Consider the following 25400-nt stretch of genomic DNA (forward strand, 5'->3'; position numbering starts at 1 on the left):
ACCGTAAACGGGAGTGTTTATATATGTAAAACATCAGTCCTATATAAAAGGTAATAGTCAAGTTTTCCTAAATTTAAAAGAAATTCTAATATTGAACCATCTTATAATGGAGTATGTTAAACTTGGGGAAAAATAGATATGGAGGTCATAATAACAGGAAATACTACCGCTTACTTTTAGTATATAGTTTACTGCCGATTCCCCCTCATAGTTTTCGGAATATTAATTATATTTGAACCTTCCTACTTCATTTAAGCACTCAGCTAAATAATAGCCCAATTCTTATTTATACGAACCAATATTCTTTATAAAAGTAATTCATGTTAATAAAAAACGTTGGTTTTTGTGCTTCAAATAAAGCAGCGAAGGCCCAACAGAAATTACTCCGCATTTATTAAGGTACAACAGCCTTACTATTAAGTATCTAATTGCAAGCTTGATAGCCAATGTAAAACTGGACGATGTCTCGTTCGCTGCCTCTTTTTCCTACAAAACAACGAAAATCCTTTAAGTGCTCAATCTTGTAAAGAATGGCGATATAACCATCGGACTTACTCGCTTTACTATGTAGTGAAAGCTATTTACAAAGCTTTGGTATCAAATAATTAATAAGGGGATGGGGATATGTTCAAAAAGAAATGGGCGGCAGCCGCTTTAGTTGCAGCGCTTTCAGTTACGGCTTTAGTTGGAATCAAACCTACAGATGTGAAGGCTGAAACAGATGTGAAGACAATTGTTGAAGGAATGTCGGTTGAAGAAAAAGTAGGTCAAATGCTTATGCCGGATTTCCGCAACTGGCAAAAGCAAGGGGAAAGCAAAGCAACAGGTTTTATAGAGATGAACGATGAAGTGGGAAGCATCATTCAGAAATATCATTTAGGGGGCGTTATCCTATTTGCTGAAAATGTCGTCGGTACTGAACAAACAGTACGTTTGATAGATGGCTTGCAAAATGCAAGCCCGGAACTACCGCTTTTCATAACTATTGATCAGGAAGGCGGAATCGTGACACGTCTGCAAACGGGAACGAATCTGCCAGGCAACATGGCGTTAGGTGCAACACGAAGTGAGAAATATGCCTATCAAACTGGCAAAATCATTGGGGAAGAATTATCGTCTCTTGGTGTAAATGTAAATTTCGGTCCGTCATTGGACGTAAACAACAATCCTGAAAATCCTGTAATCGGTGTCCGTTCATACAGCTCTGATCCAGAGCTTGTCTCAAAGCTAGGTATTAAGACTATAAAAGGACTGCAACGCCAGAATGTTGCTGCAACAGCAAAGCATTTTCCAGGACATGGCGATACCGCTACTGACAGTCATTACGGTTTGCCGCTTGTTACACATGACAAGGATAGATTACAAGCTGTAGAACTTCTGCCTTTTCAGAATGCAATTGATGAAGGCGTAGATATGATTATGACAGCTCACGTTCAATTTCCTGCTTTTGATGATACAACGTATATCAGCAAAAAAGACGGTCAGGAGATTTTGGTTCCAGCCACACTTTCCAAAAAAGTGTTGACAGGATTGCTGCGCGAGGAAATGGGGTTTGAAGGTGTAATTGTAACAGATGCTCTTAATATGAAAGCGATTTCAGACAACTTCGGCCAGGAAGAAGCTGTAGTATTAGCTTTAAAATCAGGTGTAGATATTGCGTTGATGCCTGCACAAGTGAACTCTTTGGAAATGGAAAAGAATTTGGCTTCCGTTTATAACGCAGTGCTAGAAGCAATCGAATCTGGAGAACTCCCGATGGAGCAAGTAAATGCATCAGTTGAGAGAATTCTAAAACTGAAAGAAAAACGCGGTATTTTGGATCCTGACAAATCACCAATTGAAGAAAAAGTAGCTAAATCGTTAAAAGTAGTAGGCAACAAGGAGCATTTGAAGGAAGAAAAGAACATGGCGGAGGATGCTGTTACGCTTTTGAAAAACGAAGACAAAACACTCCCTTTCAAACCAAAAAAAGGTGAGAAGGTTCTCGTGCTTGCTCCATTTAATGATCAAGTAGAAGCAATGACAAGAAGCATAAACGAATTAAAAGGCAAGAAGAAAGATGTTGAAGTTACTGGCTATGCTTTCTCGGAAAAGTCCTTCAATGAAGAGGTGGCAGCCATGGTTGATGAAGCAGACTATGTTATTACCGGTTCCTATGTTGTGAAAAATGATCCTGCTGTAAATGATGGCGTCATTGATGACAGTATTCAGGATTCAAGCAAATGGGCAACAGCTTTTCCAAGAGCTGTCATGAAAGATGCTGAAGCAAAGAATAAAAAGTTCGTGTTAATGAGTCTGCGCAATCCTTATGATGTCGGAAATTTTGAAGAAGCAAAAGCTGTGCTTGCGGTCTATGGTTTTAAAGGCTATTCAAATGGTGCATATAGACAGCCGAACATTCCTGCCGGCATTAAAACGATTTTTGGTGAATCAAAGCCAAAAGGTATATTACCAGTAGATATTCCATCTGTCACTCAACCTGAAGAGATTCTTTATCCATATGGTTATGGACTCGATATTCGTTCAGGGAAGCTGCTTAAATAATCCGAATTAAAGGGGAGGAGTACCATTGAAAAGAGTATTGTTGATGGTAATGATTCTGCTGCTTGCTTTAAGTGCTTTTCCTGCGGAAAAAGAGGTTGCTGCCCATAAGAGGAAGAAAGATAATAAAGTAACGCCTGGTGTTGAGGTCCTTTTAGATGATCAGAAAGAACTTTTAAAAGACAAAAAAGTTGGCTTAATTACCAATCCGACCGGTATTGACTCAAAAATGAACAGCATTGTTGATCTGCTGCACGAAGATTCGGATATTGAACTGACAGCTTTATTCGGTCCTGAGCATGGCGTACGCGGTGATGCTCAGGCAGGGGAATATGTTGAATCTTATATTGACGAAAAAACAGGACTACCTGTATACAGCCTCTACGGACAAACAAGAAAACCAACACCTGAAATGCTTAAAAACGTAGAGGTGCTTGTCTTTGATATTCAGGACGTCGGCACACGCTATTACACATACATCTATACAATGGCTTATGCCATGGAAGCAGCAAAAGAAAACAACCTTCCAATTATCGTGCTTGACCGTCCGAATCCGTTAGGCGGACTTTCAGTTGATGGTCCTGTACTCGAGCCTGATTTCTCTTCCTTTGTAGGGATGTACCCAATTCCAACAAAGCACGGAATGACAGTCGGAGAGCTTGCTTCCTTCTTCAACGAAGAATTTGATATTGGAGCAGATTTGAGAGTCGTCAAAATGAAAGGCTGGAAGCGGTCCATGGATTTCGATGCCACAGGACTTCCATTCGTCCTACCGTCACCAAATATGCCGACAGTTTCAACAACATTTGTTTATCCTGCAACCGGTCTGATTGAAGGAACAAACCTTTCAGAAGGGCGGGGAACAACTAAGCCATTTGAACTGATCGGCGCACCTTTTATCAACAGTACAAATCTTGCTGCAGAATTGAACTCACTCAGTCTGCCAGGCGTGAAATTCAGGGCTGCATCCTTTACACCGACATCTTCTAAACATGCTGGAAAACTCAGCCATGGTGTTGAAATTTATGTAACAGACCGCGCTGAATTCGATGCGGTAACTACAGGACTTTACATCATTAAAACAATTCATGACATGTATCCAGACGATTTCGAATTCCTTTCAAACAACTTCTTTGATAAATTGATTGGAAACGATTGGGTCAGAACAATGATTCTTGAAGGAGCATCCGTTAGAGAAATCACGAAAAAATATCAGAAAGATCTATATGAATTTAAGAAGGTTCGAAAAGAGTACTTAATTTATAAGTAATTGTTTCAAAAGGGTGAAATCATTAAGATTCACCCTTTTTTAGTATAGGGAAATTTCTCCAGAATTTGAGTGACGCAGCTGAAGTGAACGTTGGCATTTGTAATTAACAATAGAGATGCGATCAACAAGCGCACTATTAAAGACATTTTTTTATAAATCCTTTTAAGTTGTATTTCCACTAGAATTGTATACTTTTATAAGGCTGCTCAAAATAGGATACACTATAAAAATATTGCTGTAGATAAGGACAATTTAGAATCAAAAACTATGCCGCTTAAAACATTTGGTAACATAGTAGTTATCGACAGCCGAAATTAAAGGACATCAAGGAATAAAACTCGGTAGCAATGCGAGAAAAATTTATAATAAGCACAGGTGAACAACTGCAAATCATGGATAGTTAAAAAGAAGGCGTAAATAGAAGTAGAAAGTAAGTGAACTATTAGTACTCATTATTTTAAAATAACTTAGTTTACATAATATATATTATCGGAAGTAAATGAAAAACGCTGTATCATATCTCAAATCCTAAGTATTCTTAAGATAGTGAGACAAAATCAAAAAAATGGACTGTGCAAACAGCTTTGCTGCACAATCCATTTTTCTTATTAATCTGCCACGTGTAATACGATTTTTCCTGTATTCTTATTACTTTCCATATATTCATGAGAATCCGAGACTTCTGCTAACGGAAATACTTTATCGACAATCGGCTTGATTGCTTTAGATTCTAACAATGGCAATACATTATCAATTACATCAGCTGTCAGTCTGGCTTTGTAATCAATGCTTCTTGTGCTTAATAATGTTCCTTTTACATGTAAGCGCTTTGCAAGCAACGGCATTATGGATACATTCTCTAGCTCCGTACCACCTAAGAATCCAATTAAGATCAATCTGCCGTCAGTTTTAAGTGTTTTGATGTTCTGATCCCAGTATGTTGCTCCAATGAAGTCCAGAATAACATCAGCGCCTGTATCGGCAAGCTTCTCAGCAAAATCTTCTTCTTTATAGTTAATTGTGATGTCAGCCCCAAGCTCTTTACAGAAATCAAGTTTTTCCTGTGATCCTGCTGTAACTGCAACTGTTGCACCTGCTTGCTTCGCCAATTGTATGGCAGCAGTTCCAACACCACTTGCACCAGCATGGATCAAGACGGTTTCACCCTGTTTAAGCTCTCCGAGCCAATGTAGCGTCTGATAAGCTGTCAGGAAGACTTCCGGGACCGCCGCTGCCTCTTCATAGCTTAGATGCTCTGGAATTGGCATTGCCAGCTTACTGTTAAGCACAGCGTATTCAGCATAGCCGCCAGATGGAATGAGTCCAAAGATGCGGTCTCCCTTTTCCCATCCGTAGGCTTCCTCTCCTGCTTCTTCTACCACACCGGCAATTTCCAAGCCTAAAATAGGATCGAAATCACTGGATGGATAGTTTCCTTTGCGCTTTTCTATATCGGCACGGTTGATTGCTGAAGCCTTTACAGCGACAAGAATTTCGTCCGGTTTTATTTTTGGTTTATCAGATTCCTCCAGTTTTAACTTTTCTGGGCCTCCGAAACCTTGTAATGTGATTGCTTTCATAGTTAAGACTCCCTTTCTGCCTTTATTTTTATCCTTTACGGAAAAAAAGTAAATAAATCAGCACTATCCAGAATGGAAGAGCGAGCAAAATCCCGATTAGCAGACCTTTGAAGAATTTCATGCTGCTGCACCTCATTTCGTGTGCTTTTTCTTATTGTTAACCATATGATAAAAAGCTTAAACATGCAAAAACCCGGCTCCGTTATCTGGAGCTCGGGTTTTGCACTGCTTGATATACGGGGGATCTTGCTTGAATAGTCTCTAAATAGTAATCAAATAATTCACTGGAAGCATTCGTCCAGGAGTGCTTCTCAGCTTCTATTCGCACATTCTTCTTCATTATAGCTGCTAATTCCTGATTATCGAGTCTGCCAACCGCTTTACTCATGCTGGCTACATCCTCATTTTCAAAGAGGAATCCTGTCTTGCCTTCCTCGATTTGCTCCAGTGTCGGTCCGCTTTTAGCAGCAATGACTGGTATGCCGGATGCCATAGCTTCTAGTATGACCAGACCGAGTGTCTCGGTAACAGACGGGAACAGAAAAGCATCAGCAGAAGCAAACGCCTGTGATAGCTCTTCTCCATGAAGAAAGCCTGTGAACAGCGTGTTTGTTCCTGCAAATATCTTCTCCAGTTCTTTACGGGCAGGACCGTCTCCGATAATGGCTAATGCTAAGTCATCCCGTTCATCCAGCAATGGACGAATCTTATGGATTTCCTTTTCAATTGCCAATCTGCCGACAAAGATAAGCAGTTTCTTTCTATGATCTCCTTGCAAAAGCCGCTCACGCATACGTTCTGAATAAAAATTCGGATGCCGTTTCTCTATATCGACGCCTCTGCGCAACACATGCATCCGCTCGAAGCCGTGTTCGTCAAGCTCATGCTTGATGGCAGCAGACGTACACAGATTAATGTCAGCTGTATTATGCAACCTACGGAAATGCCACCAGAATAATGGTTTTAAAGGTTTATACAACTTGTAATAATCAAGGTATTTCGGTACATGTGTATGATAAGACGCCAAAAGCGGCAGTCCTTTCTTATGCGCGTAATGTATTCCCGCTACTCCGACCAAGGCTGGGTTCGCCACATGTACGAGATCCGGTTGATGCTTCTCCAGCAAGGATCTAATTCGCCTAGTCGGCAAGGAGAATTTCTTGGAACGGTAAAATGGCATCGTTACCGTTCCAACCCCTTCCACAAGAGCGCCTTCGTACTCGGTAACACCTAAATCCGGAGCGATGACGACGACTTCATGATTCTGGTTGCGCAGGAACTTGATCGCTTCGGTGAGCCGGGTGACGACACCGTCAGTCGATGGAAGAAATGTCTCGGTGATAATGACGATTTTCAATGTGTACTCCTATTTCCACGTAACTGTAGGAAGCACATTTTCTTTGATGACGCGATCTTTATGTTCAAGAGCCGTCTCCAGAATTTCACGAAGCACGTCATCTGTTAGCAGATTCGGTTCAAGACCAAGATCACGGAGCTTCGTATTCACCGCATTATAGTAATGCTCTTCTGCTTCCACTCTCGGATTTTCGATAGATTTGATCTGTGGATCAAGACCCTTCTCCCGGCTGACTTTCTGCACCTTCTCAGCAAGTTCTTTCACAGAGAAGCTTTCTGTGAATTGGTTGAATACCCGGAATTCCCCTGCATCTGCTGGATTCTCTGCTGCAATTTCCACACAGCGGATTGTATCCGTGATATTCAAGAAGCCACGTGTCTGTCCGCCGCTTCCATATACAGTGATGTCGTGGCCAGTAGCTGACTGAATGAGGAACCTGTTCAAAGCTGTACCAAAGACACCATCATAATCGAAACGGTTTGCAAGAACCGGATCGAGTTTCGTCTCTTCTGTATGAAGACCATATACGACACCCTGATTCAAGTCTGTTGCACGAATGCCCCAGATCCTGCAAGCAAGCATGATGTTATGGCTGTCATGAACCTTGGATAAGTGATAAAAAGAACCCGGCTGTTTCGGGAACGGCAGTTTATCCTTTCTGCCTTTATGTTCAATTTCGATATAGCCCTCTTCAATATCGATATTAGGGGTACCGTACTCTCCCATCGTACCAAGCTTAATCAGATGACAAGATGGAGCGAATTCCTTAATTGCATATAATACATTCAAGTTTCCGATCACATTATTCTGCTGCGTGTATACTGCATGCTCACGATCGATCATGCTGTACGGTGCCGAGCGCTGTTCCGCAAAGTGGACAAATGCGTCAGGCTGTGTCTGACGGAATACTTCCGCTAGAAAATCATAATGGTTCAAGTCGCCTATGTATGTCTTGATTTCCTTGCCAGTCTTCTCTTTCCACTTTGCGACGCGCTCTTCCAAGGAATAAATTGGTGTTACGGAATTGGATCGTAATTCTTCATCATACTTACGTCTTACTAAGTTATCGACGATTGCTACTTCATGACCTTGCTTGGACAAATAAAGGGCTGTCGGCCATCCGCAGAAACCATCTCCACCAGCTACAACAATTTTCATGACTCATCCTCCTGTGACATCAACATTTCTTGGTACGTTCGTTAATAATTATATGCTAACGATGCTGCAATGAAAAACAATATGGTGTTAAGGAAGATTTGAGAATGTGTAAATAAGTTGTTAACTGTTCAGCCCGCGATCCAATTTTTTCAACGGCTTTTTCGCCGGTCCTTCGAGGACATCACCTGTTCCAGAAAAACGTGAACCATGACAAGGGCAATCCCAGCTGGATTCAGCACTATTCCAATTGACTTCACACTTCATATGGGTACAAGTTGTATCGACTTGGTGAATTTCTCCGTTTTCGTCTTTATAGACACCAAGCAGCAGGCCATTAAACCGCACTTTGGTCGCTTCGCCCCGCTTCAAATTCGGGACATATTCATATGGCTGTTCCAATTTACCTAGCACAAATTCCTTCGCAACTTCCATAACATTCTTAGTTACACTACCCAAATCCGGGTCAGCCTGAAACCTCGATGGCTGATAAATATTTTTGTAGCGGCTGCTGCCTGCCGTAATAAGTGAACTGATTTCAAGACCTGCAACGATACTGCTAGTCATACCCCATTTACGATATCCAGTAGCGACAAAGATATTATCGTTGCCTTTGCTGATATGACCGATGTATGGCAGATTGTCCAATGTGACGATATCCTGGGCCGACCACATATAGATTGGAGTCTCTGTATCCAGATAAGCGGCAAAGTCCGCGAGTTCCTTATAATATGTTTCCTCAGGATGACCTTCACCTGTACGATGGGATTCCCCGCCTATGAGAAGTAAGGGGCCGTGCTCTTCGGTTTCAATGCTGCGCACGGATCTGGAAGGAGTATCTGCATTGATGTACATGCCGCCAGGATAAGACGTTTTTGGCTTAGCAGCCACTACGTAAGATCTATCCTGATACAGTCTGGCAAAGTAGAAGCCTTTTCCGTCGTAAAAAGGAAAATGCGAAGCAACGACTACCTTTTTGCAGTTTACCTTCAATCCGCTCTTTGTAACCACAACAGGTTCCTGTCCCTCTTCGATAGTGTCAACTGGTGTATCTGTATATACCTTACCTCCATTATCAAGAAATACTTGAAGTAAACCGTTAAGGAATTCCAGCGGATGATATTGGTACTGTTCTTTCATGATCAATGCCTTCTCTACATCAAAACCAAGCGGAATCGAGTCAGTCAGTTCTCCCTGTATACCAAGCTTCTGATATGCGTCGTATTCCTTTTCCAACTTATTGATGTTTTGTTTATCCTTTGTATAGATATAAGCGTCCTGTTCTACCAGATGGCAGTCGATACTGTGCGCGGAAGTCGTCTCTTTTACAAATCTGATAGCATCCATGCACGCTTCATAATGTGTCTTAGCTGTATCCTTATTAAAATGCTGGATATATTCATCGTAGATCAACCCATGCTGAGCAGTCAGCTTTGCTGTCGTATAGCCTGTAGTTCCGCTATAGAGACTGTCAGCCTCCAGAATGGTCACTTGCCGCCCTTCCTTTGCAAGCATGTATCCTGTGACAATACCGGTAATACCTCCGCCAACAATGACGATTTCACTTTCTGTATCGTAACGGAGTGTCTCAAACTGCGGAATCTCCGTCTTCTCCCGCCAATAGCTTTTATTATGTGTCATGATTATCCTCCATCTGTAGTAATAGCACCATTTTTGCCAAAGAAATGATGTGTTAATCAGATGTTTTTTGTATACGCTATCAGGGAAGACGTTTTGCAAGGAGGCGGTATAGGTATGAAATGCGTTCAGATGGTAGTTGGAGGTAAGGTTCAAGGTGTTGGTTTCCGGCTTGCTGCAGCTGAAATCGCCCGAAATCTTGAGTTAGTGGGTTTTGTCCGGAACGAGGCAGATGGTACTGTTAGAGTTGATGCTGAAGGTGATCCAGAAAAAGTAGAACAATTCATCCAGCAGATCCGCAAAGGTCCGAATAACTTTATAAAAGTGAAACAAGTTGATTTGAAATACTTAGAAAAACAGCAAGGCTTCAGACGTTTTGAAGTAAGGTAAATGAAAAACGCCCGGCATATAGCCAGGCGTTTTTTTAATCTATCTTTTTTAAGTCCTTTACTGCCGGTCCTTCAATAACTTCCCCGCTTGCTCTGAAGCGCGAGCCATGGCAAGGGCAATCCCAGGTTGTTTCTGCATTGTTCCAATGTACTTCACAACCCATATGAGTACATGTAGTGTCTACTTTATGGACAGTACCATCATTATCTTTATAGATACCAACCAGCTTGCCGTTTTGTCGTATTTTCCCTGCTTCTCCACGACTCAGTTCTTCGATGGTCTTTTCTGTTTTCTCAAGTTTTCCGGATACGAGCTCTTTACCTACTTCCACCATATTTTTAGCTAACGTACCGATGCCTTTGATCCCGTCCTGCCGTGCCTGATCGTAAATATCGTTATAGATACTTTTGCCATTTTCAATCAAAGAAGTGATTTCCTTCGCTGCGGTGATGCCCCCGGACATACCCCATTTGCGGAATGCGGTGGCAACATAAAGATTTTGAGTGCGTTTCGTTATACGGCCGATATAGAAAAGACTATCCAGACTCATGAAATCCTCTGCAGACCAGTTATAATCAAATTCACCTATATCGAATTCTGATCTGCCCCAATTGCGGAGATGACTATAATGTTCTTTCATATTATTTCCTTTACCGGTTCGATGCCCATCGCCACCGATCAGCCATAATGTATTCCCGCTCTTGTCCTTTGCACTTCGGACAGATCTTGATGGACTGTCAATGGATATATACATACCGCCTGGATAGGTATGCGGGCTTTTACCTGCAACAATGTAAGATCTAGCAATATCCAAACGTGCAAAGTAACCTCCTTTGAAATCATAAAACGGGAAGTGAGTAGCTATTACCACATGCTTGGCTGTTACACTCCCGCCATCCTTCAGCTTGACAGTAGCTGGTTCACCTTCTTCAATCGTTTCGGCACGAGTGTCTTCATAAATATGCCCGCCATGTGAGCTGATGTATTCTGCCATCGCTTGGAGGAAAAGAAGCGGATGGAATTGTGCTTGATTATCCATCCTTACCGCTTTTTGTACGGAAAGCGGCAGTGCTATTTCGTCTACCAATGCACCAGGTATGCCTAGCTTCTCATATGCTTGCCATTCCTTTTCAATTTGGCGGACATTTTTCTTTTCATCAGTGAAGACATAAGCGGGTTCCTGGCTTATTTGAAAATCTGCCTGTAAATCCTTTTCTGTTTCCCTTACAAAATCAATTGTTTCCATTGCTGCTTCAAAATGAATTCGAGCAGTTTCTTCGCCAAATTTGCTGATTAGCTGATCATAGATTAAATCATGCTGAGCTGTCAATTTGGCTGTCGTATAGCCTGTTGTACCATGCCCAAGTTTCAATGCCTCAATTAAAGTGACTTTATAGCCTTTTTTTGTAAGTAAGTAAGCAGTAGTGATTCCTGCGATGCCTCCGCCGACTACGCAAACCTCTGTTTCCGTATCCTCTTGCAGCTTCTCATAGTTCGGAAAACTGCTTGTTTCGATCCAATAAGATTCATGCTTGCCAGTCGACATATAGTGACAACTCCTTTTTTGTTACACTTAACCTCTTTGAGGAAAAGATAAACAAAAAAATCCACTGCCTCTTGGCAGTGGATCTGCTTAGTTTTCCTGGAAGAACTTGCGGTTGATTTCAATATACTTCGTTTCTTCCGCTGGTACCTCGTCTTCCATGAAGATCGCTTCAACTGGGCATACCGCTTCACATGCACCACAATCAATGCAGATGTCAGGATCGATATAGAACATATCTTTACCTTCCGCGATACAGTCAACCGGGCAAACTTCCATGCATTCGCCTGCCTTTTCCGCTTCACATGGGGAAGTAATGACAAAAGCCATGTGTACAGCCTCCTCTACTACTATAAATGAACCGGTCATTCGACACGGTTTTTATCCAGGTATACTGCGACTTCGCAAAATACAACGAACTATATGTATTTATACCCTATCGATTCAAATTATAACAACAATATTCGATAATAACAACGGGCGTACTCAATATTTGACAGCTTGCCTGTTCTGCCTAAAAACTTCATACTTGACATACACTGTAGCAAAGGAGGCGATCCATATGGAGATAACACTGCAGGAAAGCTGTCAATTAAGTACGGTGGCAACACTGTTCCACCTCCCGACGTATGTCCTGTTTGCTGCAAATCCGTTTCTGTCTACGCATGTAAAATCACAGCAGCCTATCCAGGTTCCTGGCTATGCTCCCAAGTCATTCACTCTCGATAAGGAGATGACAGATGCTGCCTTAGCATCTGCTTATAGGCTTCCGCTCAGACTGGTTCATCTATTGTATAACGCATCCCACTTCCCTGCAGGTACTGAGCTCATACTCCCGCAGCAGGTGACCTATCCGGTAACATGCTTCCGCCAGCACTATGATTATGCTACTTGTCTTCATGATATAAGAGCGCTTCATCAGCTTTTTCCGTATATCCGCATGCGTACAGTATACAAATCGGTACTGGGAAAACCAGTAACGGAACTCCAAATTGGCAAAGGGAAGAAAAAGATTCATATAAATGCAAGTTATCATGGCAATGAGTGGATCACTTCTTTAGCTCTCATGAGGTTCGTAAATGAATACTTGCTTGCTGTCACACATGACAAAAAGCTTTTCGGTTACCCTGCAAGCAAGTTATATCGAGAAGTGACGCTTTCAGTTGTACCTATGGTAAACCCGGATGGTGCTGATCTTGTTATTCATGGAAGTAAAGCTGCCTATGACTATGAAGAACTTGTCCAATTCTTGAATGAGGGCTTTCGTGACTTTCAAGGGTGGAAGGCAAATATAACAGGTGTTGATTTGAATAAGCAGTATCCTGCCAAGTGGGAATACGAGCAGCTGCGGAAACCAAAACTGCCTGGTTCTCGTGATTTTCCGGGGCTTACGCCTTTGACTGAACCGGAATCGATTGGTATGTATGAGCTCGTTCGCAAAGAAGATTTTGATTCAGTTGTGGCGCTGCACACGCAAGGAGAGGAAATCTACTGGAGCTTCGAGGAGAAAGAGCCGCCTTCTGCGGAAAAGCTAGTCGCTCAGATGGAACATCTAAGCGGATACAAAGCAGTAAAGGAACTCGATAACTATGCCGGATTTAAAGATTGGTTCATTGGATCCTATCAACGGCCCGGCTTTACGATTGAACTGGGCAAAGGACAAAATCCCTTGCCCCTAGAACAAGTCGATACAATTTATGAAAAACTGTGCACCATTTTAATGGTCATACTTACAAGTGATAGCATTTAGGCATTCCAGATTCGTTCGACCATATAACTGCCGCCAGTGCGCTGCACCAGAAATACATCCGGATTAGAAAAGCCTTTCCAATGAGAAAATCCAATATCAGTCTGGAATTCTTTCAAAAGGATTGCCAGAAGATTCCCATGTGTGACCAGGACTACAGTTTCCAGATGCTCTTCAGCTTCCAGTTCATCGAGCAGGGCGCGCACCCGGATTCTGGCATCATTTGATGATTCACCGCCCGGAAGGCGCAGATCAAAGTCGGCAAACGACTCTTCCAATACTTCCAGCCAATCATCAACAGGTTCTTCACTTAAGATTCGCTCCTGCAGCCGCCGGTCGAGCTCTATCGGTATATCTGCTGCATCGGCAAAAGGTTTAATTGTCTCGACGGCCCGGAAGAAGGGGCTGGAGAGGACACGCTGGATCGGATAGTCCAGCCGTTTCAAAAAAGCAGCAAGCGATCGGGCTTCATTTATTCCTTCATACGTTAGCGGCGAGTCTTTATGCTGTCCTTGTGCATTGCAATGACGAACAAGAATAATCCTTTTCACAAGCCCCATCTCCTTCTAGCTATGCTTAGCCTTATTATCGGTTAACAATCGGACAATTACAAGCATAGGAAAATACTAGCCAACAAAAAAGGCTAACCTCTACTAGGTTAGCCTTTACCTTGTTCATTTATTACACTTCTTTGAAATAATCTTTCCGAAAAGCACCGACGCGGTTTGTATTGTCGATAATAAAAATGAATTCTTCTGTTTCATTTTTAACATCATATATTTTTCCAGGTGTAAGTGTCGTATTCACGACATATTTTTTTGCATCTGTGTGGACACATTCCACTTGTTTGATTGTTTTCGTATCTTGCCAATGTTTATGGATCATCATGTTTCTTCCTTTCGTTGATGTTTCTCGAGCTTCGGTAGCGTCCATTGCAGCAGCAGCGGTAAAACAAGTACTACTAAAAGCAGCCTTATCGTCTGCAAAGAGCTGACAATGGATGGGTCTCCGCCAGTCGTCTGTGCTGTCAGCGCCATCTCGACGAGGCCTCCAGGCGCCATGCTGAGTACAGAAGTAGCCATGTTCAATGATGTGAACTTGCTGAACAAAAACCCTAGTCCAAAGCAAAGTAAAATAAGCAGTATAGACAGACCGGTATAATAGAGACAAAGTCTGCCAGCTTTTTTTAAATCTCTTATAGAAATAGAATGACCTAAATATACGCCGATTGTCAACTGTGCCGCGACGAAAAACAGATGCGGAAACTGATATAAATGCATCCCGCTTACTTGCAGTAAAGCTGTAAGCAGCATCGGAACGATAACAAGCGATGACGGTATAAATCTGTTTGTCAGACGGGCAACTATGTACATGAGGACATAAAACCCTATTGTCCACCAAGCTCCTTGCTCTGTCTGGGGCAGCTGTACTGCTCCTTGACTCCCAGTGTCCATGAAGAGATGTGTAGCAGCGAACGGAATAATGAAAAGGATGCTGACTAGGCGAATCGTCTGGAATATCGTCACGAGACCCGTATTAGCCTTCATGGATTCGCTAAGTGCCGATACGGCAGACAAACCGCCTGGTATACTGCCGAGCATGCTTGTTTTCATATCCACGTTCACCCATTTACTGACCATATACGCATTGACCATGCAAATGGCAATCAATAGTAATGTCAAAAGCGTATAGATTAATAGATATGGCTGTACGTTATGGAATGTATGCACCGTAAATGTGTTACCAATCTGGATACCAAGCAGCCAATAGCTCACTTTACGAAGTCGCTGTGAAGCAGCTGTCTTGTTATTCCAGATGATCTTGGAAAGCAAGAGGCCCGTTACCGGCCCAAGTATCCATGGAAGCGGCAAATGCAGCAAAGTGAAAAGGCCGCCACCTATCAAGGCGATCAGATAAGACTTCAGGATGGAACGTAATTGACCGTTTCCCCCCATGGAAGTCAGGCCCTTTCGCTTTTAGGTTTATAAAACCAGCCGCCGATGGCAATTACAGCCATTACGATCCAGAATGTAGCATTCCAGCCAGCAGAGTCAGGGAAATGCTCCGATATGATCTTCAATGCAGGATGTGCCAATGTGTGGATAGCCAATTTGATTGCTACCCAGCCGATGATCAAATACGCAGCTGCTTCGAGTCCAGGACGCTTGTCCAGGATTTTAACGATATAAGACGCAGCTATTCTGATTAAGATCAGACCGATCATGCCTCCTGCCAATACAACAAGGAATTGACCGCCATCCATTCCGCCGATGTGAGGAAGTGGTGTAGCCGATAAGGAAGCCGCAAGTGCAACTGCAGTAAGGATTGAGTCTACCGCGAAAGCAATATCCGCTAATTCCACTTTCAATACTGTCATCCAAAATCCAGAGTTTTTCTTGCTGAACGGACTCTCGGCATCTTCCCCGCTACCGTTTTTCTTTAATTTGATAAGGTTCGATATACAAATATATAGTAGATAAAGAGCACCTAAAGCCTGGATCTGCCAAATATTCACTAAGAAGCTGACAAAGAAAAGGGAAGCGAAACGGAAGATGAATGCCCCTCCCAGGCCATACAATAAAGCTTTACGCTGCTGTTCAGCAGGTAAATGTTTTACAATTAGCGCCATCACAAGCGCATTATCAGCTGCAAGCAATCCTTCCAGTCCAATCAATACTAGAAGAATCCAGCCGTATTCAATCCATAATGTAGAATCCATTCTCATACTCCTCGTCCAAAACAATGCTCTTGTTCCTTCATATAGCGAACAAGAGCAAAGCTGTTACTGTATTTATTTACTTGAAGAGATATAAATACTCTCCATAACCTTCTTTTTCCATTTCATCAACAGAGATGAATTTCATTGCTGCAGAGTTCATGCAGTAGCGCAGACCGCCTGTTGCTCTCGGACCATCATCGAACACATGACCAAGATGCGAATCACTTTCAGCTGCCCTTACTTCTGTCCGCACCATACCGTGTGAAAGATCCATATTCTCTTTCACTTCGTAAGAATCGAGCGGTCTTGTAAAGCTTGGCCAACCGCAGCCGGCGTCATATTGGTCCTTGGAAGAAAACAATGCTTTGCCGGATACGATATCCACGTAGATTCCTTCTTTGGTATTATTCCAATACTCGTTTTCGAAAGGACGCTCTGTTCCATTCTCTTGCGTAACGTGATACTGGATCGGAGTCAACATTTCTTTCAGCTTCGCTTTATCTTTTTTAGGACCCCAGTTTTGCTTGATGAAATCCTCCCGACCGGAACCACGCTTGTACATCTTGTAATGGTACCTGTTCTTCTTGTAATAATCCTGATGTTTCTCTTCTGCCGGATAAAACGGCTTGGCAGGCAGGATCGGGGTTACGATATCCTTCTGGAAACGTCCGCTCTCCTGCAGCTTCGCTTTGGATGCCTCTGCCACTTGCCGCTGGTGTTCATCGTGGTAAAAGATCGCTGTTTTGTAAGATTCGCCACGGTCATGGAACTGCCCCCCAGCATCTGTAGGGTCGATCTGCTGCCAAAATGTTTCTACCAGTTTCTCATAAGAGAAAATATCTGGATCGAAAGTAATTTGAACGGCCTCGACATGACCTGTCGTGTTCGAGCACACTTCCTCGTATGTGGGATTCGGTTTGTCGCCGCCAGTGTAACCGGAAACTACTGCTTCGATACCAGGTCGCTCCGTAAATGGTTCAACCATGCACCAAAAACAGCCTCCTGCAAAGGTAGCGTGTTGTAATGCCATAATAAATCCCTCCTTCATCGTATGCTATATATTTTCCTCTTTTGCGGAAAAAAATCAAGTAGCACGCTTAAATATACATTTTCGGAAGGGACTCTCCAGATTCGTTCTTCTTCAGTTTCTGTTTAGATGGTTCTTTTTTTTCCTTTTGGATGGAGGACAATGTCTTCTTGCTATCATCCTCGCTTTTATCCTTACCCTCATCTTTGACTTCTGTCTCAGACGCTTCTTCCTCATCATCATCAAAGTTGATGTCCTTCAAAGCTTTCATCATCTTGAGCATGGAAGGCAAGTTCTTCACCATCGGTCCATATTCCTGTACCATCGGCATGAAGGACTCAGCCGCCTTTAATGCGCTTTGTGTATGATTCAGCATGTCAAGTAACGATACTCCTCCAGAAGAACTGCTCGTTGCAGGAAGAGCTGCTCTGGCCGTTGTTTGTGCGCCTTTGCTTCCACGGTTCAGAATCTTTTGCAGAATACCAGGTAAGCCGCCTGGTGGGCGCTGTGGCTGATGCGGTGCGACTCTCGGTTGAGGAAGAAATGGATTCCTCCTTACAGGTGGCTGTGGCTGGCCTCGTCGCCCAAAGACGGAGGGACCAAATGGATTTCTTGCCATTCTCATACCTCTTCTCGCGTCAATATTTCTACCAGTCTACGCAAGCAAGAAGTCTTTTGTTCCATTCTATTCTAGATGCAGGCAATATATTTCCCTCTTTGGCCCTCTATTTCCCGGGCAAGCGCAAGATTCTCCCTCTATCTACTTTTAAAGTAGAATTTTATGTCGTTAATTGACGCTTGACAACGAAACTAGCTGATACGTACAAATAGTTTGTTCCTCTTTCAACGACAATTCGACAATGATTGCTTTGCCAATTTCATCTGTATCTTTCGCTCGCTTGATATCGATCGGCTGATGCAGGGGGAATAAATGATAACCCTGCAGTTTCAGCTGAAAAATATTTTCTTTGCTGTCAATGCGTTTTTCTTTTCCTTCTGTACGAAGGACCGTTTCAAAATTGATGGGAGTACCCAAAATTGTCTCCTCCTTATTGGAAAATGAATTTCGCTGACGAACCTGTCGGCGAAGTATCAATCTGCAGTTTCATATGAATCTCTTCTTTCAGCTGTGGTACGTGAGAGATGATGCCGAGTACACGATTGCTCGCCTGCAAACCTTTCAAGCTGTCAATTGCCTGCTCGAGCGATACTTCATCCAGTGTCCCGAATCCTTCATCAATGAATAGGGTTTCGAGTTCAACACCGCCTGCATGCGCTTGAACAACATCAGACATGCCGAGAGCAAGCGATAATGCTGCTTTAAAGCCTTCACCGCCGGATAATGTCTTGACTGGACGTTCCTGTCCAGTGTGATGATCGATCACCTCAAGATCCAAACCGCTTTGAGCGCCGCGTTTTGCGATCTGGCCGCTTCGTTTTAGCTGATAGCGGTGATCTGTCATTTCTTCTAATCGTATATTCGCCTGCAGGATGATTTCATCCAAGAAGCTTGTCAGCACATAGCGCTCAAAGGAAAGTCGCAGGCTGTTATCTCCTTTTGCCAAATTAGCTAGTTCGCCAATATCGTAATACTGTGCTTTTTGATCTGCCGCTTCTTCCTGAAGCCGTATCAGGGAAGTCATGATATCTTCATGATGGGAGGCATAGCTTCTTGCCATATTCAGACTGCTATTTTTCGCTTCAAAGATTTGCTCTGCTTCTGACACTGCTTGCTCGAACAAAATTAAATCTGGCTTTTCCTTCTGATTGGTTTGCTTACGCAAAGAGTCGATTTGTTCAGAAACACTGCGTTGCTGCTGTTCATGCTGCTCCAATTCTTCCTGAAGCTTTCTTACGTCCAGCTCCGAACCGCTGGCTTGCCTGAAAGCTTCCGTATCAGCAAATCCTGCATCTTCAAGCTTAGCGAGGAATGCTTTTTCCTCCCGGAAGTACGTTTGCTCCAAATCTGCTGCAAATTTTGCAGTTGATTCCAAAGCCGCTGCTATTTGCTGTCTGCTTATGGTGATTTCCTCGTACTGGTGCTGCAGAGCTTCCCATTCGCTGATCGCAGCTTCAATTGCAGCTTCCTCTTGTTTGATCTCGTGTTCCCATTCTGAATGGTTCTGAAGGACGTCAGGCAGCTGTTTACGTTGATAACTTACTTCTGCCTCGGCGCGAGTGTATGTTTCCTCGAGAGTGCGTAGGTTGTTTTGGAGCTCTTCAGCGGCCTTCAGCTCTTGTTCAAACGTTTGTTTAAGCTGCTCCAGTATCTGTCTTTTTTGTTCCAGCTTCTTACGCTCTTCCTGCTTCGTACGAAGGGAGGCTGTTGTTTTGTCCTTTTTCGAGTGTATATCATGTTCCAGCTCATCCAGTTTTGTCTGATCGTATGTTGCTTCTCCAGCGATGTTCCGATAAAGCTCATCTGTCACCTGCCGGATGGCCTGCCCATTCGATTTTGCTTCCACATATTTTTTCTGTACCTCATCATATGCACGCTGGGCATCTTCGAGCATCAATCTCTTTTGTTTCAGCATCTCAAATGATTGAAGATGCGTTGTTGTTTGAGCCGGTGAAGGATGTTCGGTGGATCCGCATACTGGGCAAGGTTCTCCAGATGCCAGCTGTCCGGCAAGATGTGCAGCGTGATGGGCCGCTTGCGCTCCTTCCATCTCCGAAATCTCCTGCCGCAGCTGCTGTACATGATGCTCTTTTTCCTGCAGAAGATTTTTGGTCTGCTGATAAATAGTGCGCATTTCCTGTAACTGACGGACAGCATCCTTCAATCGAGCTGCTTCCTCCAGTTGCCGATCAAGTTTCTCTAGAATTCCTTGATCCTCATAGAATGCTTGAATCAGTGCCGCTTCCTGGCTTAAATCTTGTTCCAGTATATGTTGCTGATTCTTCTTATCTGTGTGTGACTGTTTTAACTTCAGCAAACGCTGCTGCTTTTCTTCAAGCATCTTCTGAATTCGTGTTAACTCGAGTTTGCGTTTTTCATAGTCCTTCCACTGCTCAAGCTGCTGCTTCTGCTTTTGCAGCTGTTCCTGCCGGCTTCTTCGCTGCGGTTCAAGCTCTTTTGCTTTTGTGTAGGAAGTGGAGATTGCGAGGTACTGCTGTTCTAACTGATCTTTTCTTTCCTTCGTTTCCTGCTGCGCTTTTACCTGGCGCTGCCACTCCTGTTTGCGAGTCGCGAGCTGCTGCTCATAAGGTACTAGACGATTTGCTCGTTCCATATCCCGAAGGCGCTGCTGTTTTTGTTTGATCTCCGGCAGCTTGTGATCGAGTTGTTCTTTTTGGACAAGTGCTTGCTCCAGCTGTTTGAACGTATCAAGGAGCTGCTTTGCTTCGTAATATTGCTGCTGCCGTTCCTGCCAGATATTTTTATGCTTTTCAAGCTCCTGCTCTCCCTGTGTGACAGCAGCTTTTATAGCATCAAGTTCTATCTGCAGCTTCTTCATCGTATCTGGTACACTGTCTGTCTCAGCGGGCTCCTGTGTACGCCACTCGATTTTGCTGATTTGCTGCTGTTCTTTCCATTCTGTCTGCTGCAAACTTTCCTTCAGCTGTTTGGCTTCGTCCTTCAGAGCCTCTGTCATGCGTTCATAGAAGTATGTGCGGAAGATGCGCTGTAGAATTTCTTCCCTTTCTTTACTGTTCTCAGAGATGAGCTTTCGGAATTCTCCTTGCGGAATCATAATCATTTTACGGAATTGTTCATAATCGAGACCGATCTTCTCTTCGATTGTCTCGTTCACTTCCTTGATTCTGGAGCTGATCAGTACCTGCTCTCCATCTTTCCACTCATAAAATTCCGCTCTTGCCGGATCATCTGTAAAGCCGTCACCGCGCTCTTTCTTTTTCTGCTGTTTCGGGTAACGGATAACCTCATACTCCGTACCGCGAAGTGCGAAACGGTAGCGTACCTCCGTCGTTTCACCCGGTGCTGCGAAGTGGCTGCGAAGGGAATCTTGATCACGATCACTTCCGCTGGCACGTCCATACAAGCTGTAACATATTGCATCAAAGATTGTCGTCTTTCCTGCACCAGTCGGACCTGTGATCAAGAAGATGGATTCTGATCCAAGCTCCCGGAAATCTATCGTCTGCGGTTTGTGGTAAGGACCGAAAGCGGTCATATTCAATGTAATGGCACGCATATCAGCTTCTCCTCTCTTGCTCAACCAGACGCTGGATGATTGCTTCCATATGAGTCTGACGGTGTTCCGGTATTTCTTCACCTTTCATTTCTACATAAAAGGCAGCAAATAGCTGCATATGCGACATACGCTGCTTTTCCTTGATTTGTTTGATGTCGGACATCGAGCTCGCGCCTACTTTTGCCTTGCGCTCCAATCGAAGGATATTTGGATAAAGTTTGCGCAGTTTCCCCATAGGGTCCAGCAGCTGCCCATCATCCAAGAGACGTATATGCAGATAATCGTCCGGGTTTCCTGCCGTTCCTTCCATCAGTTCATCAAAGTATCCTTCTACAATACGCATGTCCCGCTCAGGTGTGAGATCGATCTTTTCAAAAGATTGGAATCCGTCAGCATCAAGCTCCACCATTGTCACTGATTTTTTATGGTTTGCCTCTGAAAACGAATATTTAAGCGGTGATCCGCTGTAGCGTATATGATCACTGCCGATCCGCTGCGCCTGATGCAAATGCCCAAATGCTGCATACGTGAATGGTTGGAAAAGAGCTGCATCCACATACGGACTCCCGCCGATCATCGAAAGCCGTTCCTCAGAGTCGGATTCCATACCGCCTGCAAGGAAAGCATGTCCAACAAAAACGTGACGTTCTGTCATGTCATACGTATCAGTAATATAGGAAATGATCTTTTCCATCGCACGTTGATGGGTTGTGATAGTGTCATCTCCGAAGAATGCACGTATGTCAGCAGGCTCTGTATACGGGATTAGATGAAAATGCACGGGACCATGTGCATCTTCCAGTGTGACCGGAGTCATTCCAGGCCGTAGCTTCGTTTCGATGTACAACTTACTTGCCTTGAACAGCTGACTGCCGAAATCGAGACGATCCGGGCTATCATGGTTTCCACTGATGGACAATACTGGTATTTCCTTATCTCCGATCAGCCAATTCCATGTGTTATTCAGCAGTTCCACTGCATCGCGGGGCGGAATTGCCCGATCATATAAATCGCCTGCTACGATGACTGCATCAGGCTGTTCTCTATCGATTATCGTTTTGATCTGCTCTAGGATAAGAGCTTGTTCTTCTGTCATATGTACGCTGTTGACGATCTTGCCAAGATGCCAATCAGCGGTATGCAATAGTTTCATACGAATTCCTCCTGCTATTATTCTAGCACGATTTAGAAAAGGGTGGTATGGGAAGAACCGGCAGGAAACTGCTAGTCTTGCTTTCTCCTATGAAAAGGGCAATTGGAAGGCGAGGTATTGTCATCATGGAGGAAGTACTGCTTCCATTCAAGATTATCCTCATTGCCGTATGCATTCAAATCAGGATGAATATCGCTAGAATCGTAATTGAGGATCCGTTCCCGGATTTTCTGTTTGATGCCAGCTGCAGCTTTCGGTTTTGATTCGAATGTCTCCAGCGCCCACCTTGGCGTAATGGCCAGCATCATACACGGAAAATGTCGGCTTTTCTTACTGGAATGTGCTGGAGTGGCACAATACATGAAATATTGCTCTCCTCCGAAACAATATTCCCATAATGCATCTTCCGGGTCTTTGGGAATATGAACTGGCCAGCTCTGTGAATCATAAGCGGTCGTCTTGCTGAGCAGGTCCCAAAAAATTTCAAAATAAGCAGGCACATCGAGGTGAAACTCCTGCTGCTTAGTTGTATCAAAGAAAATAATCAGGGAAGTATAAGAACCTAAATCCTTTGCTTGCCGTCCGTATGCGTACAGAAAATCTGCCAGCTGTTCAGCTGCAGCTGCTGTCGTCGGGTCAGCGGCAAAGCCATAACGGAATTGACCAGTCCTATGACCGACTGTGGCTGGTATGCAGGGGAAATGGGACTGCTGGTCGGATAATTTATTATGAAAGGTGAAAAGTGCTTCTTGCTGCCAAGAAGTCTTGGGGTGACTGTCAGCATCATAGCTGTCAAATAAGATCGTCATCACAGGGTCTCCTTTTCCTGGCTTAATCCCTAGTACTTTATTCAGGATGGAGATAGCAGGTGACTGACTGGAATTATGAAGACATCCGCCATAATTTACGCTGTGGCTGGATAGCTAGTATTCGATCCATCCGGAAGGTGCGCAGCTGCTTACGCAAATAACAATACCCTGTTACGGAGGACACATTGATTCGCTCGATCTTTACTTGACGCTTCGTTAAGGAACCATCCTTCGCCATATAAATCATTGTGACCTGCTGCTCTACGAATTTTGCCAATGCAATTCTATCCATTACGATCCCTGCCTTCTGTATAAGTTCATACACATATTATATACGAACTTATGTTCTGTGTCACTTGAAAAAGAACACATGTTCGACTATACTGTTTGCAGGAGGAATGACGTATGGTGAATGATCGCGGGAAAATCAAATGGACATCCCTGATGCTGCCCGAGCATGTAGAGATGCTGCAGCAAATGGGACGGGAAATTGGAAAAACAAAGCCCCCAATCATAGATGAACAGCAGTTGGAAGAACTGGAACAGAAGATGCGCTCTATCCAGGTTGGCAAAACAAAAGTCAGTATGATGTACAGAAAAGGGCGCGATGTAGAACATGCATCAGGCGTCGTTACAGGACTGAAGCAGTCTGGGCAATATTTGCTTCTGGACACAAAGGATAGCTTGTACCCTCTCCGCATTCCATTCGACCATATTATAGATATTACGCTTCATTAAAAAAAGCCGCTCTCGGTTGAGGCGGCTTTTTTCATAGTGGTCAGCTTAACGTGCCATGCTTTCCGCTGGTGTTTCATCAGAAGCATATGTTTTTGTGTCCAATTCGCCAAGTGTCCGGCTGGTTACGAGACCTGATACCATTGATCCGCTGACATTGAGTGCCGTACGTCCCATGTCGATTAACGGCTCAATTGAAATTAGTACGCCGGCTAAAGCCACTGGCAAATTCATCGTAGAAAGAACGATCAAAGAGGCAAATGTTGCTCCTCCGCCTACTCCAGCTACACCGAATGAACTGATCATAACAACTATTATCAAGGTTGCAATGAACGACGGTGATAAAGGATTGATACCTTGAGAAGGCGCGATCATAACCGCGAGCATAGCTGGATATATTCCAGCACATCCATTTTGTCCGATTGTGATGCCAAATGAGGCAGAGAAGTTGGCAATAGATTCTGGTACACCTAATTTATTTCGCTGTGCTTCCACGTTCAGCGGAAGAGTGCCGGCACTCGTACGGGAAGTGAAGGCAAAAGCCAATACTGGAAAGACCTTTTTTAGATACTGCTTTGGACTTAGTCCTAGTACAGCCAGCACTATAAGATGAACAATGAACATGGCAATCAGCGCCACATAAGAAGCGATAACAAATTTACCCAATGTTGCGATTGCGTTAAAATCACTGCCTGCGACCGTCTTTGCCATCAAAGCAAGTATGCCATATGGCGTTAGACGCAATACCAGTGTGACAATACGCATGACAAGACTATGCAGAGCTTCAATCATTTTTTTGAAGAAAGCTGCATGCTCAGGAGTCTTTCTCTTAATCCCAAGGTAAGCTACTCCTACAAATGCCGCAAAAATAACGACTGCAATCGTGGAAGTAGGTCTTGCTCCTGTCAAATCCAAGAACGGATTAGCAGGCAGGAATTCCAATATCTTCTGCGGAACTGTCGTGCTTTCCACTTCCGTCAGACTTGTTTCCAAATCTTCACCACGTGTTATTTCTGCATCGCCAGCAGTTACATCAATCGCTTTCAGGTCAAAACCTGCAGCAGCTGCAATTCCGATTGCTGCAGCAATTGCTGTTGTCACCATAAGTGTACCGATGACAAGTCCGCTTATTTTCCCAAGATTAGAAGACTTCTCTAGTCTCGTAAAAGCAGCTACAATCGAGATGAAAACAAGCGGCATGACGATCATCTGTAAAAGTTTCACATAACCGCTTCCTACCAAACTAAACCAATCATTCGTCATGACGATGGTTTCAGAGGCCGGGTCATAAACTAACTGCAGTACCACTCCATACACAATACCGAGACCCAACCCGGTCAGTACCCGTTTGGAAAAGGAAACATGCTTTTTTTGCATGTAAAAGAGTACGCCGATTAAGACAATAAGAATAATAATGTTCACAAAAGTGAATAAGTCCACACAAATCATCCTCCTCATTAAAATATATAATTCCAATCAACTAAGTATGAATTGACCTTATACACAATAACATGATGGAAAGATTATGTAAATATGAATCTGTGTTACTAAAATGGCGGTAAAGTATTGGATGCTGTAA

At 43.6% G+C, this 25400-nt stretch carries 23 protein-coding genes; 5 read left to right on the plus strand and 18 right to left on the minus strand.

All coding sequences use genetic code 11. The features are described 5' to 3' along the window. Positions 1-624 precede the first annotated feature (624 nt). The gene (locus tag ABXS78_RS08935) at positions 625-2544 is read left to right on the plus strand and encodes a glycoside hydrolase family 3 protein (RefSeq protein ID WP_366249764.1); all 1920 of its coding nucleotides are present in this window, start codon (positions 625-627) and stop codon (positions 2542-2544) included. Between the two features lie 49 nt (positions 2545-2593). Beyond that, on the plus strand, positions 2594-3811 hold the full coding sequence (locus ABXS78_RS08940; RefSeq protein WP_366249907.1) for a DUF1343 domain-containing protein: 1218 nt from the start codon (positions 2594-2596) through the stop codon (positions 3809-3811). A 608-nt stretch (positions 3812-4419) separates the two neighbouring features. On the opposite strand, the gene ABXS78_RS08945 is transcribed toward ABXS78_RS08940, so the two are convergent. The 4 genes from ABXS78_RS08945 to ABXS78_RS08960 form a co-directional block, all read right to left on the minus strand. Next, on the minus strand, positions 4420-5391 hold the full coding sequence (locus ABXS78_RS08945) for an NAD(P)H-quinone oxidoreductase (RefSeq protein ID WP_366249765.1): 972 nt from the start codon (positions 5389-5391) through the stop codon (positions 4420-4422). 202 nt (positions 5392-5593) lie between these two features. After that, the gene (locus ABXS78_RS08950; RefSeq protein WP_366249766.1) at positions 5594-6748 is read right to left on the minus strand and encodes a glycosyltransferase family 1 protein; all 1155 of its coding nucleotides are present in this window, start codon (positions 6746-6748) and stop codon (positions 5594-5596) included. 9 nt (positions 6749-6757) lie between these two features. Then, the gene (locus tag ABXS78_RS08955; protein WP_095222730.1) at positions 6758-7906 is read right to left on the minus strand and encodes an NAD-dependent epimerase/dehydratase family protein; all 1149 of its coding nucleotides are present in this window, start codon (positions 7904-7906) and stop codon (positions 6758-6760) included. 120 nt (positions 7907-8026) lie between these two features. Continuing rightward, positions 8027-9544 carry an FAD-dependent oxidoreductase gene (locus tag ABXS78_RS08960; protein ID WP_366249767.1) on the minus strand — a complete coding sequence of 506 codons (1518 nt, stop codon included), beginning with the start codon at positions 9542-9544 and terminating at the stop codon, positions 8027-8029. A 114-nt stretch (positions 9545-9658) separates the two neighbouring features. Between ABXS78_RS08960 and ABXS78_RS08965 the strand changes: the two genes are divergently transcribed. Continuing rightward, positions 9659-9931, plus strand: coding sequence for an acylphosphatase (locus ABXS78_RS08965; RefSeq protein WP_176465708.1), 273 nt, complete (start codon positions 9659-9661; stop codon positions 9929-9931). 34 nt (positions 9932-9965) lie between these two features. Here ABXS78_RS08965 and ABXS78_RS08970 read toward each other — a convergent pair whose 3' ends face one another. Then, the gene (locus ABXS78_RS08970) at positions 9966-11477 is read right to left on the minus strand and encodes an FAD-dependent oxidoreductase (RefSeq protein ID WP_366249768.1); all 1512 of its coding nucleotides are present in this window, start codon (positions 11475-11477) and stop codon (positions 9966-9968) included. A gap of 87 nt (positions 11478-11564) precedes the next feature. After that, positions 11565-11804 carry a ferredoxin family protein gene (locus ABXS78_RS08975; protein ID WP_093728423.1) on the minus strand — a complete coding sequence of 80 codons (240 nt, stop codon included), beginning with the start codon at positions 11802-11804 and terminating at the stop codon, positions 11565-11567. 232 nt (positions 11805-12036) lie between these two features. Here ABXS78_RS08975 and ABXS78_RS08980 point away from each other — a divergent pair, with 232 nt between their 5' ends. Next, positions 12037-13224, plus strand: coding sequence for a M14 family metallocarboxypeptidase (locus tag ABXS78_RS08980; RefSeq protein ID WP_366249769.1), 1188 nt, complete (start codon positions 12037-12039; stop codon positions 13222-13224). Here the strand turns inward: ABXS78_RS08980 and ABXS78_RS08985 are convergent. From ABXS78_RS08985 to ABXS78_RS09035, 11 genes are all read right to left on the minus strand, one after another. Then, positions 13221-13772, minus strand: a complete 552-nt coding sequence (locus ABXS78_RS08985) for a histidine phosphatase family protein (RefSeq protein ID WP_366249770.1) — start codon at positions 13770-13772, stop codon at positions 13221-13223. The genes ABXS78_RS08980 and ABXS78_RS08985 overlap by 4 nt on opposite strands. Positions 13773-13902: 130 nt before the next feature. Beyond that, positions 13903-14106 carry a DUF6501 family protein gene (locus ABXS78_RS08990; protein WP_095222724.1) on the minus strand — a complete coding sequence of 68 codons (204 nt, stop codon included), beginning with the start codon at positions 14104-14106 and terminating at the stop codon, positions 13903-13905. Beyond that, on the minus strand, positions 14106-15176 hold the full coding sequence (locus ABXS78_RS08995) for an AbrB family transcriptional regulator (RefSeq protein ID WP_366249771.1): 1071 nt from the start codon (positions 15174-15176) through the stop codon (positions 14106-14108). Before ABXS78_RS08995 ends, ABXS78_RS08990 begins: the two co-directional genes overlap by 1 nt. Before the next feature lie 5 nt (positions 15177-15181). Continuing rightward, positions 15182-15940 carry a TerC family protein gene (locus tag ABXS78_RS09000; protein ID WP_366249772.1) on the minus strand — a complete coding sequence of 253 codons (759 nt, stop codon included), beginning with the start codon at positions 15938-15940 and terminating at the stop codon, positions 15182-15184. Positions 15941-16016: 76 nt separating this feature from the next. After that, positions 16017-16970 carry a peptide-methionine (S)-S-oxide reductase MsrA gene (gene msrA / locus ABXS78_RS09005; RefSeq protein ID WP_366249773.1) on the minus strand — a complete coding sequence of 318 codons (954 nt, stop codon included), beginning with the start codon at positions 16968-16970 and terminating at the stop codon, positions 16017-16019. A gap of 67 nt (positions 16971-17037) precedes the next feature. Further along, positions 17038-17586, minus strand: a complete 549-nt coding sequence (gene vrrA, locus ABXS78_RS09010) for a VrrA/YqfQ family protein (RefSeq protein WP_366249774.1) — start codon at positions 17584-17586, stop codon at positions 17038-17040. Between the two features lie 168 nt (positions 17587-17754). Next, positions 17755-18003, minus strand: a complete 249-nt coding sequence (locus ABXS78_RS09015) for a DUF2584 family protein (RefSeq protein WP_366249775.1) — start codon at positions 18001-18003, stop codon at positions 17755-17757. A gap of 13 nt (positions 18004-18016) precedes the next feature. Beyond that, a complete protein-coding gene (locus ABXS78_RS09020; protein WP_366249776.1) occupies positions 18017-21124 on the minus strand; it encodes an AAA family ATPase in 3108 nt (1035 codons plus the stop codon). A 1-nt stretch (position 21125) separates the two neighbouring features. After that, positions 21126-22277 (minus strand): exonuclease SbcCD subunit D, encoded by a 1152-nt coding sequence (locus tag ABXS78_RS09025; protein WP_366249777.1) that lies wholly within the window; start codon positions 22275-22277, stop codon positions 21126-21128. Positions 22278-22348: 71 nt separating this feature from the next. Continuing rightward, complete coding sequence (locus ABXS78_RS09030) at positions 22349-23086, minus strand: YqcI/YcgG family protein (protein WP_366249778.1); 738 nt, start codon at positions 23084-23086, stop codon at positions 22349-22351. Between the two features lie 73 nt (positions 23087-23159). After that, the gene (locus tag ABXS78_RS09035) at positions 23160-23378 is read right to left on the minus strand and encodes a transcriptional regulator (protein WP_366249779.1); all 219 of its coding nucleotides are present in this window, start codon (positions 23376-23378) and stop codon (positions 23160-23162) included. Positions 23379-23491: 113 nt separating this feature from the next. On the opposite strand from ABXS78_RS09035, the gene ABXS78_RS09040 reads away from it, so the two are divergent. Next, positions 23492-23824: a YolD-like family protein gene (locus tag ABXS78_RS09040; RefSeq protein ID WP_366249780.1), complete on the plus strand. Its 333-nt coding sequence runs from the start codon at positions 23492-23494 to the stop codon at positions 23822-23824. A 45-nt stretch (positions 23825-23869) separates the two neighbouring features. Here ABXS78_RS09040 and ABXS78_RS09045 read toward each other — a convergent pair whose 3' ends face one another. Then, entirely contained in the window at positions 23870-25261 is a 1392-nt protein-coding gene (locus tag ABXS78_RS09045; protein ID WP_366249781.1) for an L-cystine transporter, read from the minus strand. Positions 25262-25400 lie beyond the last annotated feature (139 nt).

It is taken from the genome of Terribacillus aidingensis (assembly GCF_040703035.1).
In the GTDB taxonomy this organism is placed as follows: domain Bacteria; phylum Bacillota; class Bacilli; order Bacillales; family Amphibacillaceae; genus Terribacillus.